Source organism: Lysobacter avium (genome assembly GCF_015209745.1).
Taxonomy (GTDB): Bacteria; Pseudomonadota; Gammaproteobacteria; order Xanthomonadales; family Xanthomonadaceae; genus Novilysobacter; species Novilysobacter avium.
The window spans coordinates 2,378,293-2,396,081 of sequence record NZ_CP063657.1; the positions used below are offsets into that span (position 1 = coordinate 2,378,293).

16 protein-coding genes and 1 tRNA gene are annotated in these 17,789 nt (G+C 66.3%); 4 read left to right on the forward strand and 13 right to left on the reverse strand.

Annotation, left to right across the window (positions count from 1 at the left end):
* Positions 1-42 precede the first annotated feature (42 nt).
* Entirely contained in the window at positions 43-1,140 is a 1,098-nt protein-coding gene (locus tag INQ42_RS10715; protein WP_194034256.1) for a PilT/PilU family type 4a pilus ATPase, read from the forward strand.
* 42 nt (positions 1,141-1,182) lie between these two features.
* Here the strand turns inward: INQ42_RS10715 and maiA are convergent, their stop codons facing one another.
* The 5 genes from maiA to rplM form a co-directional block, all read right to left on the reverse strand.
* Positions 1,183-1,860: a maleylacetoacetate isomerase gene (maiA, locus tag INQ42_RS10720; protein ID WP_194034257.1), complete on the reverse strand. Its 678-nt coding sequence runs from the start codon at positions 1,858-1,860 to the stop codon at positions 1,183-1,185.
* A 25-nt stretch (positions 1,861-1,885) separates the two neighbouring features.
* Entirely contained in the window at positions 1,886-2,872 is a 987-nt protein-coding gene (locus INQ42_RS10725) for a fumarylacetoacetate hydrolase family protein (RefSeq protein ID WP_194034258.1), read from the reverse strand.
* Positions 2,873-2,973: 101 nt separating this feature from the next.
* Positions 2,974-3,048 (reverse strand) — tRNA-Gln (locus INQ42_RS10730).
* 27 nt (positions 3,049-3,075) lie between these two features.
* A complete protein-coding gene (gene rpsI / locus INQ42_RS10735) occupies positions 3,076-3,468 on the reverse strand; it encodes a 30S ribosomal protein S9 (RefSeq protein WP_193984504.1) in 393 nt (130 codons plus the stop codon).
* Positions 3,469-3,478: 10 nt separating this feature from the next.
* Entirely contained in the window at positions 3,479-3,907 is a 429-nt protein-coding gene (gene rplM / locus INQ42_RS10740) for a 50S ribosomal protein L13 (RefSeq protein ID WP_043958007.1), read from the reverse strand.
* A gap of 179 nt (positions 3,908-4,086) precedes the next feature.
* Here rplM and INQ42_RS10745 point away from each other — a divergent pair, with 179 nt between their 5' ends.
* Together INQ42_RS10745 and coq7 are read left to right on the forward strand one after the other, a co-directional pair.
* Entirely contained in the window at positions 4,087-5,301 is a 1,215-nt protein-coding gene (locus INQ42_RS10745; RefSeq protein WP_194034259.1) for a (Fe-S)-binding protein, read from the forward strand.
* A gap of 9 nt (positions 5,302-5,310) precedes the next feature.
* Entirely contained in the window at positions 5,311-5,955 is a 645-nt protein-coding gene (gene coq7 / locus INQ42_RS10750; protein WP_194034260.1) for a 2-polyprenyl-3-methyl-6-methoxy-1,4-benzoquinone monooxygenase, read from the forward strand.
* A gap of 6 nt (positions 5,956-5,961) precedes the next feature.
* Here the strand turns inward: coq7 and speD are convergent, their stop codons facing one another.
* Complete coding sequence (gene speD / locus INQ42_RS10755; RefSeq protein WP_194034261.1) at positions 5,962-6,753, reverse strand: adenosylmethionine decarboxylase; 792 nt, start codon at positions 6,751-6,753, stop codon at positions 5,962-5,964.
* A 171-nt stretch (positions 6,754-6,924) separates the two neighbouring features.
* On the opposite strand from speD, the gene crp reads away from it, so the two are divergent.
* Positions 6,925-7,605, forward strand: a complete 681-nt coding sequence (gene crp, locus INQ42_RS10760; protein ID WP_407070815.1) for a cAMP-activated global transcriptional regulator CRP — start codon at positions 6,925-6,927, stop codon at positions 7,603-7,605.
* Here crp and INQ42_RS10765 read toward each other — a convergent pair.
* From INQ42_RS10765 to INQ42_RS10795, 7 genes are all read right to left on the reverse strand, one after another.
* The gene (locus INQ42_RS10765; protein WP_194034263.1) at positions 7,590-8,348 is read right to left on the reverse strand and encodes a haloacid dehalogenase-like hydrolase; all 759 of its coding nucleotides are present in this window, start codon (positions 8,346-8,348) and stop codon (positions 7,590-7,592) included. The genes crp and INQ42_RS10765 overlap by 16 nt on opposite strands.
* Entirely contained in the window at positions 8,345-9,136 is a 792-nt protein-coding gene (trpC, locus tag INQ42_RS10770) for an indole-3-glycerol phosphate synthase TrpC (RefSeq protein ID WP_194034264.1), read from the reverse strand. Before trpC ends, INQ42_RS10765 begins: the two co-directional genes overlap by 4 nt.
* A gap of 31 nt (positions 9,137-9,167) precedes the next feature.
* Positions 9,168-10,202, reverse strand: coding sequence for an anthranilate phosphoribosyltransferase (gene trpD / locus INQ42_RS10775; protein ID WP_194034265.1), 1,035 nt, complete (start codon positions 10,200-10,202; stop codon positions 9,168-9,170).
* Between the two features lie 33 nt (positions 10,203-10,235).
* Complete coding sequence (locus tag INQ42_RS10780) at positions 10,236-10,814, reverse strand: anthranilate synthase component II (protein WP_194034266.1); 579 nt, start codon at positions 10,812-10,814, stop codon at positions 10,236-10,238.
* A 1-nt stretch (position 10,815) separates the two neighbouring features.
* Positions 10,816-12,336, reverse strand: a complete 1,521-nt coding sequence (gene trpE / locus INQ42_RS10785; RefSeq protein ID WP_194034267.1) for an anthranilate synthase component I — start codon at positions 12,334-12,336, stop codon at positions 10,816-10,818.
* A gap of 164 nt (positions 12,337-12,500) precedes the next feature.
* Complete coding sequence (locus INQ42_RS10790) at positions 12,501-13,865, reverse strand: sensor histidine kinase (RefSeq protein ID WP_194034268.1); 1,365 nt, start codon at positions 13,863-13,865, stop codon at positions 12,501-12,503.
* A gap of 226 nt (positions 13,866-14,091) precedes the next feature.
* Entirely contained in the window at positions 14,092-17,769 is a 3,678-nt protein-coding gene (locus tag INQ42_RS10795) for a TonB-dependent receptor (RefSeq protein ID WP_194034269.1), read from the reverse strand.
* Between the last annotated feature and the right edge of the window lie 20 nt (positions 17,770-17,789).

The window sequence follows — 17,789 nt, forward strand, 5'->3', positions numbered from 1 at the left end:
CAAGGTTGCAATGACGGCGTCCGGTCAACGGGGAGTGGGCGCATGGACATCGGCTATTTTTTGAAGCTGATGACGGAGAAGAACGCGTCGGACATGTTCTTGAGCACCGGCGCGCCGGTGTACATCAAGATCGAGGGCCGGCTGCATCCGTTGGGCAATACCGGCCTGCCGCCCGGCATGGTCAAGAAGATCGCCTACTCGCTGATGGGCGACGGTCAGGTACCGCAGTTCGAGCGCGAGCTGGAACTCAACATGGCGTATTCGCTGTCCGATGCGGGTCGCTTCCGCATCAACGTGTTCAAGCAACGCGGTGAGGTCGGCATGGTGATCCGCGCGATCCGCAGCGTGATCCCGTCGATCGAGGAACTGCAGCTGCCGCAGGTGCTCAAGAACATCATCCTGGAGCCACGCGGCCTGGTCCTGATCGTGGGCTCCACCGGCTCGGGCAAGTCGACCACGCTGGCCTCGATGATCGACCACCGCAACAGCAGCGTCTCCGGGCACATCCTCACCATCGAGGATCCGATCGAGTACCTGCACCGGCACAAGCGCTCGCTGGTCAACCAGCGTGAGGTCGGCCTGGACACCCACGCCTTCGGCAGCGCGTTGAAAAACGCGATGCGCGAAGCACCCGACGTGATCCTGATCGGCGAGATCCTGGACCAGTCGACGATGGAGGCGGCGATCGCCTTCGCCGAGACCGGTCATCTGTGCCTGGCCACGTTGCACTCCAACAACGCCGACCAGACGATCGAGCGCATCCTCAACTTCTTCCCCGAGGCGGCGCACAAGAACGTGCTGATGAACCTGTCGCTGAACATGAAGGCGGTGATTTCCCAGCGCCTGGTGGTCGGCGTGGACGGCCGCCGCGTGCCCGCCGCCGAGGTGCTGATCAACACGCCACACATCCGCGACCTGATCCGGCGTGGCCAGATCCACGAGATCAAGCAGGCGATGGAGGAGTCGCTGGAGGAAGGCATCGAATCCTTCGACCAGTGCCTGTTCCGGATGCAGAAGGAAGGCAAGATCGATATCGACGAGGCGTTGCGCGCGGCCGACTCACGCGACGGACTGGCGCTGAAGTTCCGCCTCTCCGAAGGGGCCGATGCCGAGCACGACCAGTATGCGTCGGTGTTCTGAGCCGAGCCGGCCCCGCTGCGAGCGCCGGCCGGGCTGAGCTTCTCAGTCGGAGGCAGGCTCCGGCGCAGGCGCGTCGGGCTGGTTTTCCGGCCGTGCCGCGTCGAATTCCGGCAGCGCCAGGCAGGCCTGCTCGACCCGGACCAGGGTGGGATACGGCGTCAGGTCCACCGCAAATCGGCGCGCGTTGTACATCTGCGGTATCAGGCAGCAATCGGCCAGGCCGGGGATGTCGCCTTCACAGAAAACGCCGGTGGACGGGTGGTCGTTGAGCATCGCCTCGATCGCCGCGAAGCCCTCGGCTACCCAGTGCCTGACCCACTCCTCGCGCTCCGGCTGGGGCACGCTCCAGGTGCGGTCGAAATACTGCAGCACGCGAAGGTTGTTGAGCGGATGGATGTCGCAGGCGAGCACCTGGGCAATCGCCCGCGCACGCTGCCGGTCGCGGCTGGCCGCGGGCAGCAGCGGCGGCGACGGCCAGGTCTCATCGAGGTACTCCAGGATCGCCACCGACTGCCGCATCACCCGGTCCCCGTGCATCAGCACCGGCACCAGTTCCTGCGGATTGAGCTGGCGATAGGCTTCGGCGTGCTGCTGGCCGCCGTCGCGGACCAGGTGCACCGGCACAGTCCTGTAGGGCAGCCCCTTCAGGTTGAGACCGATCCGGACGCGGTACGCCGCGCTGGAACGCCAGTACGAATACAGCGTCAACTGCTCGGTCATGCCTCTCTCCCGGGAGAACGCGAGCTCATCCGTCGTGGCGTTCAATGCGCTGCTCGATCGCGCCAAAGATGCTGGCTCCCTCGCTGTCGAGCATCTCGATGCGGACGGTATCACCGAAGGACATGAACGGGGTGCTGGGCTTGCCATCGTGCAGCGCCTCGACCGTACGCAGCTCGGCAAAGCACGATGCGCCCAGAGACGTGTCCTCGTTGGCGATGGTGCCCGAGCCGACGACCGTTCCCGCCGACAGCGGGCGGGTGCGGGCGGCATGCGCGACCAGCTGGGCGAAGTTGAATTGCATGTCGACACCCGCCTCGGGCGCACCGAACCATTTGCCGTTGACGTGGGTGAGCATCGGCAGGTGCAGCTTGGTGTCGCGCCAGGCATCGCCCAGTTCGTCGGGAGTGACGAACACCGGGCTCAACGCCGAACGCGGCTTGGCCTGCAGGAAGCCGAAACCCTTGGCCAGCTCCCCCGGAATCAGGTTGCGCAGTGAAACGTCATTGACCAGTCCCACCAGCTGGATGTGGCCGGCTGCGGCTTCGGGCGACACCGCCATCGGCACGTCATCGGTGATGACCACCAGCTCGGCCTCCAGGTCGATGCCGAATTCCTCGCTGGTCACCCGCACCGGATCGCGCGGTCCCATGAAGCCGGCACTGACCGCCTGGTACATCAACGGGTCGGTGTAGAAGCTCTCCGGCACCTCGGCACCGCGCGCGCGGCGGACGCGCTCGACGTGCGGCAGGTACGCGCTGCCATCGAGGAATTCGTAGGCGCGCGGCAGCGGCGCGGCAAGGCTCGCCACGTCCAGGTCGAACGCGCCCTCGGCGTTGCCGGCATTGAGGGACTCGTACAAGGTGTTCAGGCGCGGCGCGATGTTGCTCCAGTCCTCCAGCGCGCGCTGCAGGATGCCGGCGATGCCGGTGGCGCGGACCGCCCGTGTCAGGTCGCGCGAAACCACCACCAGCGTGCCGTCGCGGCCGCCTTCCTTGAGGGAACCAAGCTTCATCGGGAACTCCTTATAACGGCGCCGCGGCGCGATGGTTTCAATTGTAACCGCTTGCGCGCAGGCAACAAAAAACCCGCCACGTGGGCGGGTTCTTCGTTGTATGGCAGCCCCGGATGGATTCGAACCACCGAATGCCTGAGTCAGAGTCAGGTGCCTTACCGCTTGGCGACGGGGCTATAAAGCGAATTGTACCGCAAGGAATCTTAGCGCTTGGAGAACTGGGTCGCGCGGCGTGCCTTGTGCAGACCCACCTTCTTGCGCTCGACTTCGCGGGCGTCGCGGGTCATGAAACCGGCCTGACGCAGCTCGCTCTTAAGCGACTCGTCGTACTCGACCAGCGCACGCGAGATGCCCAGGCGGATCGCACCGGCCTGACCGGTGGTGCCGCCGCCGGCAACGGTGACGTTGACGTCGAACTTGTCGGTGGACTTGGTCAGCTCGAGCGGCTGGCGCACGATCATGCGAGCGGTCTCACGACCGAAGAACTCTTCGATGCTGCGCTTGTTGATCGTGATCTTGCCCTCGCCCTTGCGCAGGTACACGCGGGCGGTGGAGGACTTGCGGCGGCCGGTGCCGTAGTTCTGCTGGATTGCCATGTCGTTGACCTTAGAGTTCCAGCAGCTGTGGCTGCTGGGCAGTGTGCGGATGCTCGGAGCCTGCGTAGACCTTGAGCTTGCGGTACATGGCGCGGCCGAGGGGATTCTTCGGCAGCATGCCCTTGACCGCGATCTCGATGACGCGCTCGGGATGGCGCTCAAGCGCCTGGCCCAGGGTCTCGGACTTCAGGTTGCCGATGTAACCGGTGAACCGGTAGTACTTCTTGTCGGCCAGCTTGTTGCCGGTGACCACGATCTTCTCGGCGTTGATGACTACCAGGTAGTCGCCGGTGTCGACGTGCGGGGTGTAGACCGGCTTGTGCTTGCCGCGCAGGCGGTGGGCAAGCTCGGCGGCCAGGCGGCCCAGGGTCTTGCCGGAGGCGTCGACCACGTACCAGTCACGCTGGACGGTCTCGTTCTTGGCGCTAAATGTCTTCATGACTGATCTTCTTGGGTACCTTGCCGGGCTTGTTGCGCCCGTGACCCGCGGAAGGGATACGGCCGGAACTTCGCCACGCGTTGTGGTGAAAGATGCGCTGTGGAGCGTAAAGAGGCGGAATGATAACGGTCGCCGCAATTCAGCGCAAGCCACCGAGCCGCACATGCTAGCATCCGGCAATGCCCGCTGCCAGCCGTCCGCTTGCCTCCGACCCGCTGGTCGCACTGGCTGACCGGTGTGTCCAATGCGGACTGTGTTTGCCGGTATGCCCGACCTACGGCCGCGAGGGGATGGAAGCCGAATCGCCGCGCGGTCGGATAGCCCTGGCGAGGGCGTGGGCACTGGACACGATCGAGCCGGGCCCGCTCGGCGATGCCCATCTGGACCACTGCCTGGGGTGTGGCAACTGCGAGGCCGTCTGCCCGGCCGGGGTGGAGTATGACGCGCTGCTGGTTTCCGCGCGGGGTCGCCAACGCGAGCGCCGCGGCGCAAGTGCGCTTCAAAAGGCGCTGGAAGCCCTGGTAGTCCGGCCCCGGCTGTTGGGCGCACTTTTGGGCCTTTACCGCCACACCCGCAGCCTGCTTCCTCACGGACTTCAGCTGTTGCCTGCGCCGCCGGCACTCCCACGCGACGGCATGCTTTCGCTGCGCGATGCAACGGCGGCGCAACCCGCGACGTCGACGCCATCGGCCGCCCTCTTCGTCGGATGCATTGCGGGCTCCTACGAGGGTCCGGCCCGGGACGCGCTGACCCGGCTTTGTGCCGCTGGGGGCATTCAACTGGTGATGCCGGACGCGCAAACCTGTTGCGGCGCCCTCCACGCGCACGCCGGCAATCTCGACGGCGCGGCGCGCCTGGCGGCATGCAATCGCGAGGCCTTTGCGGGACACGCGCAGGTTCTCACTCTCGCCAGCGGCTGCCACAAGGCCCTCGCGGGCGCCATCGACGGGGAAACGGTGGATGCGCTCTCGCTGCTGGACGCGCGCAGCGATCGGCTGACGTTCCGGTCAAACCCGGAACGCGTCGCGCTGCACCTGCCGTGCACCCAGCGCAATGCCAGTGGCAGCGTGCCGGCACTGCGTCGCCTGCTGACACGGATCCCGGAGCTGACGGTGATCGAGATCGATGCCGGCTTCGGCTGTTGCGGCGCCGCGGGCAACCAGATGCTGATCGACCCGGTGCGCGCCGGCGAGTACCGCCAACCCCTGCTGGATCAATTGGCGACCAGTGGTGCGACGCGCCTGCTCAGCGCCAACATCGGCTGTCGCTTGCACCTGGGCAACGGAACGATGCTGCCGGTGCAGCACCCGCTGGAGTTTCTCGCCGAAAGACTGGCCACGCCGGATGCCGCCGACCCGGCACACGGCCGCCCCGGTGCCAGCAGCGCGCGCTAAACTGGCGGCATGCAAACCACCCGCCGCCTCAGCCGGATCGACCGTGTCCTTGACGATGCCCAGCGTGCGCTGGAAACCGTCCTGGGTTCCCCTGCCGCCATGCGCCCCAACCCGGCCGCTGATCGTGCGGATGTCGTGCTGGAGGAAAGCGAGCGGCGCCATGCCGCCGGCCTCATGCGCGTCAACCACGTCGGTGAGGTCTGTGCACAGGCGCTGTACTGCGGTCAGGCTGCAGTGGCTCGCGACCCGTCCACCCGCGCCCATCTGCTGGAGGCCGCGCAGGAGGAGACGGACCACCTGGCCTGGTGCGCCGACCGTCTGGTTGAGTTGGACGACCGTCCCAGCCTGCTCAACCCGCTGTGGTATGGCAGCAGCTTCGCGATCGGTGTCCTGGCCGGCCTGCGCGGCGACGGCTGGAACCTGGGCTTCGTGGTGGAAACCGAGCGTCAGGTCGAGGCGCATATCGACGAAAACCTCGCCTCGCTGCCAGCGGCCGATTCCCGCAGCCGGGCGATCCTGGAGGTGATGAAGGAGGACGAGGCCCGGCATGCGGACAATGCCGAGGCCGCCGGCGCGAGGATCCTGCCGCCGCCAGTGCCGTCCATCATGTCGGCCGCCTCGCGGGTGATGAAGGCGATCGCCTACCGGGTCTGAGCCCGATCAGTCGACCAGGTTGCGCCCGTGGTAGAGCTCTTCGATCTCGCGCTTGAGGCGCGCCTCGATCTTCATCCGCTCCTTGAACGAGAGGTTGCGCGCCTTCTCCTCGAACAGGTACTGGTCCAGGTCGAAGTCCTTCAGGTGCATCTTGGTGTGGAAGATGTTTTCCTGGTAGACGTTCACGTCGAGCATCTCGTAGCGCGACTTGATGTTCTTGGCCAGGTAGTCCTGGATCGAGTTGATGCGGTGGTCGATGTAGTGCTTCTTGCCCTTCACGTCGCGGGTGAAGCCGCGCACGCGGTAGTCCATCACCACGATGTCGGACTCGAGCGTCTCGATCAGGTAGTTGAGCGCCTTCAGCGGTGAGATCACCCCGCAGGTCGCCACGTCGATGTCGGCGCGGAAGGTCGCGATGCCGTTGTCGGGGTGCGTTTCCGGATAGGTGTGCACGGTGATGTGCGACTTGTCCATGTGCGCGACCACCGCCTCGGAGATCACGCCCTTGGCATCGGACTTGTCGATCACCGGCTCCTCGGAGATGAGGATCGTCACCGACGCGCCCTGCGGATCGTAGTCCTGGCGGGCGATGTTGAGGATGTTGGCGCCGATGATGTCCGCCACATCCGTCAGGATCTGGGTCAGGCGATCGGCGTTGTATTCCTCGTCGATGTACTCGATGTAGCGCTGCCGCTCCTCTTCGGAGTAGGCAAAGCTGACGTCGTAGATGTTGAACGAGAGCGCTTTGGTGAGGTTGTTGAACCCCTGCAACCTCAGACGCGGCAACGGCTTGACCACTAGGCTTTATCCGGACAATGACAAGATGCCGGATTATGCGGCAATTGGCCGCGGGTTGAAAACGCGCGTCCAGCGACGGTTCACCGGAAGTGCCCCAGATGGGCAAAGTTTGCCACTCAGCGCCCATTCACCCTAAGCTGGCTGAATCCGAATTTTTTCCTACACGACGCCATCCCGGTGGACCAATTGACTGCTTTGCGCAAATTCAACAGCCCCCTGACGCCTGACGGCCCCACAATCGAACGCTTCCTGGCTCACTGCCACCGTCGTCGCTACCCGACGCGGACGGACGTGTTTCGGCCCGGGGATCCCGCCAGCACGCTGTATTACATCATTTCCGGATCGGTCAGCATCATCGCCGAGGAGGACGAGGACCGCGAGCTGGTGCTGGGCTATTTCGGCCCCGGCGAGTTCGTCGGCGAGCTTGGCCTGTTCGTGGAAAGCGACCAGCGCGAGGTGATCCTGCGCACCCGCACGCCCTGCGAGCTGGCCGAAATCGGCCACGAACGCCTCTACGACCTGATGCTGACGCGCCTGGCCGACGACGCCCCCAAGCTGCTGTATTCGATTGCCTCGCAGATCTCACAGCGCCTGCTCGACACCAGCCGCAAGGCCGGCCGGCTGGCGTTTCTGGACGTAACCGACCGCATCGTCCGCGCGCTGCACGACCTGGCCCGCGAACCCGAAGCGATGAGCCACCCCGACGGCACCCAGTTGCGGGTCTCGCGCCAGGAACTGTCGCGGCTGGTGGGCTGCTCGCGCGAGATGGCCGGGCGGGTCCTGAAGAAGCTCGAAGCGGACGGCAAGCTGCACGCCCGCGGCAAGACCATCGTGCTCTACGGCACGCGCTGAGGCGCGGTTTCGACTGACCCGGGCACCGGTTCGCCGGCCCGCCCCGGGCAACCCCAGTTGAGGATCGGCGTGCCCGGCGGCAGCACCTTGCGGAACATCGCGACGTTGGCCTGCTTGGGGTTGACCACGACCGGCCGCTCCGCCGCCAGCAGCAGCGGCAGGTCCGCGCTGCTGTCGGAATAGGCCACCGCCACAGGCGCAGTGAAGCCTGCCTCGCGCAGCATCGTCATCTTCATCTGGAAATGGCAGTGGCGCGCCGCTCCCAGCCCGCCCAGGCGCGGACCGACCAGCGTTCCCACCACCGGCACGTCCTCGTGTGCGACGAAGGCCAGGATCGCACGCGCCAGTTCGGGCGGGGCACCGGTGGCCACCACGACCTGGTCGCCGGCAACGCGGTGCTGCTGGAACACCTCCAGCGCGACCGGCAGCAGGCGCGCGCGGATCTGCTCGGCGTGCAGCTCGACATAGCGGTCGATCAACGCATCCAGTTCGCGCGGACCGTGCAGACCGACGGTACCGGCCCAGACGAACCCGGAGATGCCGACACGCCGGGTCGGCTGGTACGCGACCATCGGCCCAAACAGGGGCGCCAGCAGCAGGGCCAGTGCCGTTCGCCACCAGCGACGCCGGATCATCCACGCAAACAGGTGGCTGCCCGAATCGCCGTCGTACAGGGTGTGGTCGAAGTCGAACACGACCAGCGGCGGCGTGTGGCCTGCGGCTGGCGGAACGGCCCCGCTCACGCCTGGAACATCCGCCGCAGCGCCGCCCCGGGGTCGGCTTCGCGCATGAAGCTCTCGCCGATCAGGAAGGTATCGATGCCGGCGCCGCGCATTTTCGCGACATCGTCCCGTGTTGCGATACCGCTTTCGGTGATCGTGATGCGGTCCGTCGGCACCGCGGCCTTCAGCTCGATGCTGGTCTGCAGCGAGACCTCGAAGGTGCGCAGGTTGCGGTTATTGATGCCGATCAGCTCGCAGTCGGTCTGCAGCGCGCGCTCCAGCTCGTCGATGTCGTGGACCTCCATCAGCACGTCCATGCCCAGTTCGTGGGCGAGGTTGGCCATCTCGATCATCGGCCCGTCCTCCAGCGCCGCGACGATCAGCAGGATGCAGTCGGCGCCGATCATCCGCGCCTCGTAGACCTGGTAGGGATCGACGATGAAATCCTTGCGCAGCGCCGGCAGCGAGCACGCCGAGCGTGCCTCGCCCAGGTAGCGGTTGCTGCCCTGGAAGAAATCCACGTCGGTCAGCACCGACAGGCAGGCCGCACCGCCGGCCTCGTAACTGCGCGCGATCGCCGCCGGATCAAAGTCCTTGCGGATCAGTCCCTTGGAGGGGCTGGCCTTCTTGATCTCGGCGATCACCGCCGCCTCGCCGGCCAGGTGCCGCTGCTTCAGCGCGTCCACGAAGCCGCGCGTTGGCGGCTGCGATTGGGCCCGCGCGCGGACGCTGTCAAGGGTGCGGATCTGGCTGCGCTGGGCGATCTCCTCGTGCTTGCGCGCGAGGATGGTGTCGAGGATGTCACTCATGGCGTGCAACGAACTCCGGAAATGGGGGACATCACGGCTTCGCCAGCGCGCGCGTGGCTGCCACGAACTCGTCCAGCTTGTGCCGCGCCGCGCCCGACGCGAGGGCCGCGCGCGCGAGTTCCACACCCGCGGCGATGGTGTTGGAAACGCCGGCGACATACAGCGCGGCGCCGGCGTTGAGGGCGACGATGTCCAGCGCCGGGCCGGGCTCGTTGTCGAGTACGTCTGTGAGCATCGCGATCGACGCCTGCGGACTGTCCACGCGCAGGTTGCGGCTGGCCGACATGGCGATGCCGAAATCCTCCGGATGCAGCTCGTACTCTCGCACCTTGCCGCCGCGCAGCTCTCCTACCAGCGAGCCGGCGCCCAGCGACAGCTCATCCATGCCGTCGCGGCCCCAGACCACCAGTGCCCGCTCGGCGCCCATCTTCTGCAGCACACGGATCTGGATGCCGACCAGGTCCTCGTGGAAGACGCCCATCAGGATGTTCGGCGCACTGGCCGGGTTGGTCAGAGGACCGAGGATGTTGAACAGGGTGCGCACGCCCATCTCGCGGCGCACTGGCGCGACCACCTTCATCGCCGGGTGGTGCATCGGCGCATACATGAAGCCGATGCCGGTATCGGCGATGCACTGCGCGACCTGCCCCGGGCTCAGCTCGATCCCCGCCCCCAGGGCCTCCAGCGCGTCGGCACTGCCGGACTTGGAGGACACGCTGCGACCGCCGTGCTTGGCGACCCGGCCGCCGGCCGCGGCAATGACGAAAATGCTCGCGGTGGAGATGTTGAAGGTGTTGGCACCGTCGCCACCGGTGCCGACGATATCGACCAGATGGGTGCGGTCGGCGACCTCGACGGGAACCGCGAACTCGCGCATCACCTGCGCGGCGCCGGCGATCTCGCCCACGGTCTCCTTCTTCACCCGCAGGCCAGTCATGATCGCCGCCGTCATCAGCGGGCTGACTTCGCCGCGCATGATCTGGCGCATCAGCTCGACCATCTCGTCGTGGAAGATCTCGCGGTGTTCGATCGTGCGTTGCAGGGCTTCTTGCGGGGTGATGGGCATTGCTGGCTCGTATTGTCGAGGTGGGACGCGGCCTCAGCCGTCGAGGAAGTTCTTCAGCAGGGCGTGGCCGTGCTCGGTCAGGATCGACTCGGGATGAAACTGCACGCCCTGCACGGGGTGCTCGCGGTGGCGCAGGCCCATGACCTCCTCCATCGAACCGTCCTGGTTGTCGGTCCACGCGGTGATTTCCAGGCAATCCGGAATACTGGCCTTGTCGACCACCAGCGAGTGGTAGCGCGTCGCGGTGTAGCCATCGGGCAGCCCGGCGAACACGCCGGTGCCGAGGTGGCGGATCGGCGAGGTCTTGCCGTGCATGATCCGGCCGGCGCGCACGACCTGCCCGCCGTAGACCTGGCCGATGCCCTGGTGACCCAGGCACACCCCCAGCAGCGGCGTGTGCGGTCCCAACTGGCGGATGACCTCCAGTGAGACGCCGGCCTCATCGGGTGTGCACGGGCCGGGCGAGATCACGATCCGCTCCGGCGCCAGCGCCTGGATCTGCGCCACTGACAGCTCGTCGTTGCGGACGACCTTGACCTCCGCGCCGAGCACCTGCAGGTACTGGACGAGGTTCCAGGTAAAACTGTCGTAATTGTCGATCATCAGCAGCATGTCACAGCCCCCTTGCCGCTTCGGCGACCGCGCGGAACAGTGCCCGGCCCTTGCTCATGGTCTCTTCCCATTCCTTTTGCGGGTCCGAATCGTGGACGATGCCGGCGCCGGCCTGCACGTGCAGGCGGCCGTCCTGGATCACCGCGGTGCGGATCGCAATCGCGGTGTCGGCATCGCCATGCCAGCCCAGGTAGCCGATCGAGCCGGCGTAGACGTTGCGCTTGACCGGCTCCAGCTCGCGGATAACCTCCAGCGCGCGAATCTTCGGCGCGCCGCTGACGGTGCCGGCCGGGAACGTGGCGCGCAGCACGTCGGCGTAGGACAGCCCAGGTTTCAAGGTGCCGGTGACTTCGCTGACGATGTGCATGACGTGGCTGTAGCGCTCGATCACGAACTGCTCGCCGACCTCGACCGTGCCCGGCTGGCTGACCCGGCCGACATCGTTGCGGCCCAGGTCGATCAGCATCAGGTGCTCGGCGCGCTCCTTGGGATCGGCCAGAAGCTCGGCCTCCAGCGCCTCGTCCTCGGCCGGGGTGGCGCCGCGCGGGCGCGTGCCCGCGATCGGGCGCACCGTCACCATGCCCTGCCCGGCCTCGTCGAACTGCAGGCGCACGAGGATCTCCGGCGAGGAGCCGACCACCTGCATGTCGCCCACGTCCAGGAAGTACATGTAGGGCGACGGGTTGAGCGCCCGCAGCGCGCGGTAGACGTCCACCGGACGCGCCTTGAAGGGGACGCTCAGGCGCTGGCTGAGGACGACCTGGAAAATGTCGCCATCGAGGATGTATTGCTGGGATTGCTCGACGGCCTTGATGAAGCCCTCGCGGGTGAAACCGGAGACGAAGTCGGCCTCGTCCAGGCCGTAGGAATCCAGGGTTTCCGGATACGCGGTGCCGCTGTTGCGCAGGCGGTGGACCAGCTGGTCCAGGCGCCGGTTGGCGCGCGCCCACGCCTGCGGTTCGGACGGGTCGGCATGCACGATCAGGTAGAGCCGGCCCTTGAGGTTGTCGAACACCGCGACTTCCTCGCTGAGCATCAGCAGGATGTCGGGGGTGCCCAGCTCGTCGGTCTTGGCCTCGCCGTCCGCGCCGGGCCCGCCCAGCCGTGGCTCGATGTACTGGATGCACTCAAAGCCGAACCAGCCGACCAGGCCACCGGTGAATCCGGGCAGGCCGTCGATGCGCGGCACCGAGTGTTGCGAGCGCAGGCGCTCGACCTCGGCGAACGGATCGGCCACATCGCGCGCCTCGACCAGCTCGCCGTGCTCGGTGACATACAGGGTGTTGCCGGCAAACGCGTACACGCGACGCGCCGGTAGGCCGATGATCGAATAGCGCCCGAAGCGCTCGCCGCCTTCGACCGATTCAAACAGGTAGGTGTGCGGCCCGTCGGCCAGCTTCAGGTACACCGACAGCGGCGTGTCCAGGTCAGACAGGACCTCGCGCACCACCGGGATGCGGGTGTGGCCGTCAGCGACGTGCTGCTGGTATGGCTGGTACTGCGGACTGTCTGGCGGGGACATGCGGCATTTCCTGGGGATGCGACGGATCGGGAACGACGGCGACAAGCGACCATCGCCAACCGGTGTCGGCATTGCGGAAATGCAGGTTCGCCCTTGGAGTCATCGCGCTACTGTAGCGGTTCGGGGGCCGGGACGCGACGGGATGGCGCGCAATCAAGCGGTCCCTATCCGGCACTCCCGGCCAACTGGCGCCGCGCACGCGTGGGGGTGTCCGGTGCGATCGCCGGGATTCGGATGACCAAGTCGGTCCCCTCGCCGGGGGCACTGCTGACATCGATCCTCCCGCCGGCGTCGCCGACCATCGAGGAGACCAGGGCAAGGCCCAGGCCGGTGCCTTCTCCACGCGCCTTGGTGGTGAAGAACGGCTCCAGCACCTGGCGGCGAACGGGCTCGCTCATGCCGATACCCGTGTCGGAAAAACGGATCCGCGCGTGCCCGTCGCTGGCAGTCACGGAGATGCTGAAGTGCCCGCCCTCACGCATGGCGTCGCCGGCATTGGCGGCGATGTTCAACACCATCAATTCAAACTGTGCCGGATCGAACCGGATATGGACCGGGACAAGCGGCCCTTCGATATCGATCGCGATGTCGGGGCTCAGGAGTTGCCGCAACACCGGCCGGAGGTCATTGACCGCAGTTGCCACGTCAATCGTTTCCAGGGAGCGGGCATCCGCGCGCCCGAAGTCGAGCAAGCGGGTGGCGACCGCGGCGGCCCGACGCGATGCGCCATCCACACCCTGCAGTGCTTCACGCATGGCAGCCGGCTCCGCACTCTGCAGCCCTTTCCCGGCGTATCCCTGCACCAGTCCGAGCAGATGGTTGAAATCGTGCGCCAGTCCGCTGGACAGTCGTCCCACCACCTCCATCTTGCGGGCGTGGACGAGCTGGTCCATCACGCGCTCTCGCTCACGGATTTCCGCCTCCAGCTGCTCGTTTGACACCACAAGTTGATCGCTGCGGAGCTTCTCAGCGGCAAGGCTCTCACGCAGCGCTGTCGCGGCCCGGTCCACCACGGCCGTGATGAGCACGAACATCAGACCGCTGATGATCCCGTCGGTGACCATCCCGCTCGCGGGCTCGCCGGCCATGACGTCCACCCGCACGCCGAGCGCGAACGCACCCAGAACGGCGAGACACATCGTCCAGACGGCGGTCCGGCCAATCATCAACCCGGTGGTGACGATCCAGACGGTGAGCAACGGGTGCTCGAACCGGTTGCCTGTGAAACCCACGCTTGAGTGGGACACCAGCATCAGCATTGCCGTCACCACCATCAGCTGCCTGACTGCCCACTGGAACCTGCCGGTACGCACGAGATAAAGGCTGAAGCCCGCCAGCGCATAGAAGCCCATGCTCAAGGCAAAGCCGAGCGTCTCGTCTTCGCGCCACGGGACGTCTTTGAGCAGGGTGAAGCGGTACGCCCAGATTGGCGGTGCCGTGCCCAGGATGACCAGCATGACCAGCTGGAGGACCGGCGCATTACGCCTGTCAACGGGGTCGGCGATCGGAACATCGCGAAGCCATCGCATGAACGCCTTCCACGGCGGCACGCGGGCAGACCTGACGGAAGCAGCCTCAGACGTTGCAACGGGATCCATGAGCGACTCGGACGGCAGTGGATGCGGCGAGCGCCTGACTCGCGCCGACCTCGAAGCACCATAGGCTAGCCCGGCCGCGCGATGCGGTCATCCGTTGCCGGTCGGGCTTGCGCACCGCGGGACCCATCGAAGCGCTCGCGGCGTCAACCCTCCTGTGTCAGTAGCTGCCGACCAGGTTGATGAACCAGCCCTTGTGATCGTAGTCGAAGTTGGTCAGGTCATCGCTGAAGTCGGTGAAGTTGTAACCGACCCCCAAGCGGAAGTTGCGGTTGATGTCACGGTCCACTCCCGCCAGCCAACCCTGCCTGGTGCCACCGTTGTCCACATCGAGCCAGCGATACTCGGCCAGCGCGTGCCACTTCTGGATCAGCTCGTAGCGGACCTGGCCGGCGGCGAACGTCGTCGCCGAATCCGCCCACGCGCCCGTGCCGCGACCGTAACGGACTTCGCCTGCGCGACGGGCCAGCTTGGCGGCGTACTCCCAGTGCTGATCCTGCTTGTAGACGCCTTCCAGCGAGAGGATCTGCGAGCGCTGGTCGTAGTCCGCGCCGCCCACCTGACCCAGTGTCGACAGGTCGTAGAGGTAGGTATACCGGCCGAACAGACCCCACCGAGTGCTGTTCCACGGACGGTAGGCGAAGCCCAGGTTGGCTTCGGCAAAGCGGGCACCGGCGGCGGAATCAAGCTTGTCCGTGGTCTCGGAATAATTCGCCCGCGCGGCCAGGCTGAGGCTTTCATTGAGCTTGTGCATCAGGCGGTTCGTGGTCACCCACTGCTCGCGCTGCTCGGCACCGGTGTCGCGACGCCACTCCAGCTTGCTCTGCCAGTCGGTGCCCGGCGAGGTGCGCCCGCCATTGATGCTGACGGCGCGGCGGTCGACGTTGCCACCATCGGCATTGGTCAGGTCACCCTGTTGCAGTGTGAAACCGGTGTTCCAGCCCTGGGCCGGATAGAGATCCATCCCGAATGTGTGCGCCAGGCCGGACGCGCTGGGCGTCTTCAGGAACTGGCTCTCGTTGAACAGGTTCACCTGGTTGGACAGGCGCCAACGCTGGCCGAGCGTCCAGCCGTTCTGCCGGTTGGTGTTGAACAGCGGGTCGTACTCGGTGCGGTCGGTCGAGTAGGTGTAGGCGCCGTAGAGGCTGTGATCGGTATCGATGCGATATTCGGCATCGACCTGCGCCGAGTCGCCACGATCACCGGTGGTGAGCTCCGCGCCGACGGTGGACAGATCGCCAAACAGGTACTTGCCACCGAGGGTCAACGCATCGTTGTCAGCGTAACGGCCGCTGTCGTCATCCAGGGTGAGCTGTGCGGTGCCGTAGAGCTCCAACGAAGTCCCGAAACGCTGGGCGTACTTCAATGCACCCAGGGTGCCATTGGCATCGCCGCTGCCGCGCTTCTCATCGACCCTGCGCACCTCGCCGCTGAGGGTGCGGTCCTCATCGATGCGCCACTCCGCCGTCAGCTGGGCCTGGGTCAGGCTTTCCGCGCCCCGCTCGGCGCGGCTGGCGCGGGCGTAGATGCCCAGCGACCCGCTCAGCTCGCCAGCCAATTCGGCTCCGACCTCCTTGATATCGGCGCCGATGTCAAAACGGGAGACCGAGTAGCCGGCATCCACGCGCCGCCACCACGCACCCGCGCTCCAGTCGCGGTCGGTCACCCCCAGCTCCTTGAAGTTCGCCCGTGCATCCACGGCGCTGGCCTCGCCGGTGCGGGGACCGACCGGGTTGAGCTGGGTGAAGGTGAAGCCGCCGTTGTCGGAAAAGAACACCGGCGCGCTGGTGGACTCGGTACGGGTGTGCTCCAGCTTCAGGTAGGTGCCTTTGCCCGCCTGCAGGGTGAGATCGGCACCGGCGAGGGTGTAGTCGTCGCCTGCACGGCTCTCGTCGACGTAGGTCAGGCCGACTCCCACGTGGTCGCCAAACCAGTGCTTGCCGCGGAACCCGGCCGCCACCTGGTCGGCGTCGAAGCTGGTCGGCACCCATTCGTAGTCGACCAGAAGGCGCTGTTCAAATCCGTCCAGCGGGTAGTCGCGGGTCAGCGTCGGGATGTTCTCACGCGTCAGTTGGGCCAGCGGCCGGGTCAGCAGCAAGCGGCCCTGCAGTTCGTCGATCTCGTAGTCGGCGCCACGCAGCAGGTCGATGCGGCTTTCCACCCGGCCCGTGGTGCGGTCACGCACTTCCAGCACGACGATGTCCGAACCGGGCAGCACGTCGGTGTGGCGCAGGTAGTACAGGCTGCCGCCGGTGCCGATGAACTCGCTGTGGCCCGGAGCCGTCTGCGCCTCTGAGCCAAAAACGCGCACCTGAGTGGTCGGGTCGCCCCAGACGTTGTTGGCCAGGGAACGCCAATCCAGCGCCGCGCCATACAGCGAGCGCACGTACTGGCCGTACTGGGTGCCGGTGAATCCGGTCGAGTAGTTGCCCCACAAGGCCTGGTTCTTGTCCCAGTCGGCACGCAGGTAGAAACGCCCCATCGTGTCGACGTCGCGATAGGTGGTCGAATCGTCTCCGTAGGTCGGGTAAACCATGTCCGGATCGAGACGACGGAAGATGTCCTGCGGGTCGGCGCTGGTGAAGCCGGTGAACAGCTGCTTCACGTCCCGCTGGGTGGTGTCGGCCTGCGCAGTGACGAGGTATTTGCCGTCGAACTTGCCCTTGGCATAGAACGCCAGCCGGCCATCGGCAAGGATGTCGTCGTCGTAGCGACGGTCATTATCGAACGGCGTCGTCGACCCTCTCACGTTGTTCTGGGCGATGGTGACATCGGCCAGCGCGACGGCGAACAGGTACTTGCCCGACACGTCGACATCCAGGGTGTGACGCAGCGGCTGAGCGCCACCGTCCAACGCGATCTCGAACGGGTGCTGACCCACCGGGGCGAGGAACTCGGCGACGAACTTGCGCTCCAGATCGACCGGGTAGCGCTCGCCGTTGATCTTGAGGGCATGGTCCTGCGGCAGGTTGCGGCCTTGCAGGCGGATGCGCGAGCCGCGAATGGGGATGTTCTGCTGGCGCAGCCCATCACCGGCAAACACCCGATCCACCAGGCTTTGCGTTTGCGCCTGCTCCACGCTCAAGGCGGTGCCCAGGGATTTTTCCAGGCTGTCGCGGATCTGGCTCGCTCCGCGCGAGGCTTCTTCCTCGCTGACCAGCTGCAGGGTGCGCGGCTGGGTTTCGTCGAAGCGACCGTCCTTGTCGTAGGCACGCAACACGTAAACCAGCTCGTCGCCCTTGCGGAAGCGGAACTTCGAGGGCAGCGCGCCGTCCCAGTCGGCATTGGAGACGGCAGCCACGTCGATGGCCACCTGGGTCAGCGGATCGATCAGGTCGCCGTCGGCCGCCCGGTAAATTGTCAGCTCATAGCGATCAATGAACGCGGGATAGTTGCTGCGCACGTAAAACGCCACCGGCCTGGTGATGCGCTCACCATCGAAGGGGACCATGGACGGGGCAGAGATCGAGAGTTCCGGTTGGCCAAGCGTCGGGTCCTCGGTGGCCCAGATCACGCCCCCATTGGGCAGCGCCATGCTGAACTTGCCGCTCACCTGCGCCTTGCCGGGCGCGACCAGGCCGACGGACACGCGACGGTCCGGCGCGAGCGCCTCGGAGGACGATCGCACGCCGGTACCCTCGGTCACCGGTTCGGCCAGACCGCGGGTGCGCAACTTGAACAGCAGGCCTTCGTCAGTGCGGCAACCGTCCGCGCCGCACTCCACCGCGACCGGCGCGTCATCCGCGTCATTGGCCGCATCCGGCGCTGCCTGCTGAGCTGAGGCGGTGGACGCCATTCCCGCCAGCAGGGTGATCAGGGTGTAATCCAACAGTTTCATTTGCATGCTCATGATCCGCC